Origin of the sequence: Halocynthiibacter sp., from assembly GCF_049608145.1 — a bacterium.
Taxonomy (GTDB): domain Bacteria; phylum Pseudomonadota; class Alphaproteobacteria; order Rhodobacterales; family Rhodobacteraceae; genus Halocynthiibacter.
This window is the reverse complement of sequence record NZ_JBMYXF010000105.1, coordinates 1-2,334: the sequence shown is the minus strand read 5'-3', so window position 1 is coordinate 2,334 and position 2,334 is coordinate 1. Positions and strand designations below refer to the sequence as shown.

Below are 2,334 nucleotides of genomic sequence, written 5' to 3'. Positions count from 1 at the left end.
ATGTCATTTCCCATTCCGCCGTAAATGAAATCACCGCCCGCACCACCATTCAGCGTATCCTGTCCATCCAACCCCATTAAGGTGTCAGCCCCCGTGCCTCCAAACATGGTTTCATTACCGGTATCATCGCCAATCAGCCGATCATTTCCGGATCCACCAAACATCGTGTCGTCGCCACCTTTCGATTTCAGGGTGTCATCGCCATTGTCTCCATTCAGGCTATCGTTGCCGGCTCCGCCAACCAAGCGATCATTCCCGTCACCGCCACGCAGATCATCATTGCCGGCGTTGCCGTAGATTGCATTGTCCGCATGATTGCCAATGACCGTGTCTTGTCCCGCGCCAAGAAACGCATCTTCGATCACGGTACCCTGCATAATAGCAAGGTTTCCAATCCGCCCAAGAATGTCCGAAAAACTTCCTGAGTTCAGGTTCAACATATTGTTGTCAGAAGAAAAGCTCAGATCTATCCGATCATGCCCCCCCTTATCATACAGTGTAATGGCGACGGTATTTCCACGATAAACCGAAGTAGATACATCCGCGACCATCGCGTCAAACAGCTGCTCCAGATAACCGCCTGCGTTGGAGTTTTTCCCGTACACCGTATTGCCAGCTTGCCCACCACTGCCCTGAGGCGCACCATACATTTCCTGTATTGCCAGGACATCCACCATCATCGGCGTCATCGTAAAAGCGTAACTGGCAGAAGTATTCGTATTTTCATTTTGACTAAAATACGACATCAGCGAAAGCTGCCAACTGTCCTCGATGAAATCATTGTGGACACCATATGTGGCAGAACCATTATAATCACCTTGGTGTCCCAAACCCAAGGCGTGGCCAATTTCGTGGATATACGTCTGAAAACTATAGGTATCAATCTGCGTGCCATAAGAATTCAGCCATCCCGTTCCAACATTCACACTTGCGGAATATGTTGTGTTTCCCATGACATAATCAGCCCCGGCAAACGCCCCTGACTGATTGTCATCAAAGGTTAATTGCGCGCCACCGGATGTTGTTTCAATAAAATTCAGGTTGGCAACGTTCTCCCAAGCTTCCATCGCCCAGCGTGCCAGTTGCTGTCCATTGCTGGTCAACCCAGTCAAATTCACCGTAATATTTCCTGAAGACCCCGGATTGAACTGATGCGCTCTGAATGAATTGTCGCTCCAATATCCGTTGATCAGGTAGTTTTTCATATCATCCAATGACCCGGAAACCGCCGCCAAAGGCAAAGGCAACCCATCAGTATGAACTTCGTCGTTTTGATCATCATTGCAATAGCGACACATACCACCTACCTCATTTGCATCCAGTGCAGGCAGTTCACAACGCGTATCAAATCACTGAACTGGGAAAAACGCCATCCGTCACCAATCGGTGGTTATAACGCGACCATTTCCGTCAACTTGAATTTACCCACTGCCCTACTCAGATGATAGGAAGCAGCCTGCCTTCCGTACAGAAAACAGTCTTTCAAATTCGTTTCAACACGAGCAAAACCAGACAAGATGCCTGGCTAAATACTTTGTTTTACAGGGTCGAAAAACGGACAATTCGACAGATATAATCATCTGCCGAATTGTAACATTTCAGGTCAAGCCTGTTCAGGCACAAGAATCTCGCGTTTGCCAACATGGTTCGCGGCACTGACAAGCCCTTCATCTTCCATCTGTTCAACCAGACGCGCGGCCTTGTTGTAGCCGATCGCCAATTTTCGTTGGATATAAGATGTAGAACATTTGCGATCCTTGATCACAATCGCCACGGCCTGATCATACAGCGCATCTTCACCATTGGTGTTGCCACCCGTGTTCAGCCCCAGCACGGCATCGATATTATCCGCCTTGTCATCATCCGGGCCATCGACCACACCGCCAATATACTCAGGCGGACCAAAGGCTTTCAGGTGGTTGACGATTTCTTCGACTTCTTCATCGGAACAGAACGGCCCATGCACACGGGTAATTTTAGAACCCCCTGCCATATACAACATGTCACCCATGCCAAGCAGTTGTTCTGCGCCCTGTTCGCCAAGGATGGTGCGGCTGTCAATTTTCGACGTCACCTGGAACGAAATTCGGGTTGGGAAGTTGGCCTTAATCGTACCGGTAATCACATCCACAGACGGGCGCTGTGTCGCCATGATGATGTGGATGCCCGCCGCGCGCGCCATCTGCGCCAGACGCTGAATGCAGGCTTCGATTTCTTTACCTGCAACCATCATTAGGTCGGCCATCTCATCGACGACCACCACGATATATGGCATTTTCTCGGGCTTGTTTTCTTCAGTCTCAAAGATCGGATCGCCGGTTTCTTCGTCAAAAC

The 2,334-nt window shown here is 49.5% G+C and carries 2 protein-coding genes; both read right to left on the bottom strand.

Annotation, left to right across the window (positions count from 1 at the left end):
• On the bottom strand, positions 1 to 1,298 hold a 1,298-nt coding region (locus ACPGUT_RS15980), incomplete at its 3' end, for a M10 family metallopeptidase C-terminal domain-containing protein (RefSeq protein ID WP_423993102.1).
• Positions 1,299 to 1,603: 305 nt separating this feature from the next.
• Positions 1,604 to 2,334, bottom strand: a 731-nt coding sequence (locus ACPGUT_RS15975; protein WP_423993100.1) for a DNA translocase FtsK, incomplete at its 5' end; no start/stop codon positions are given.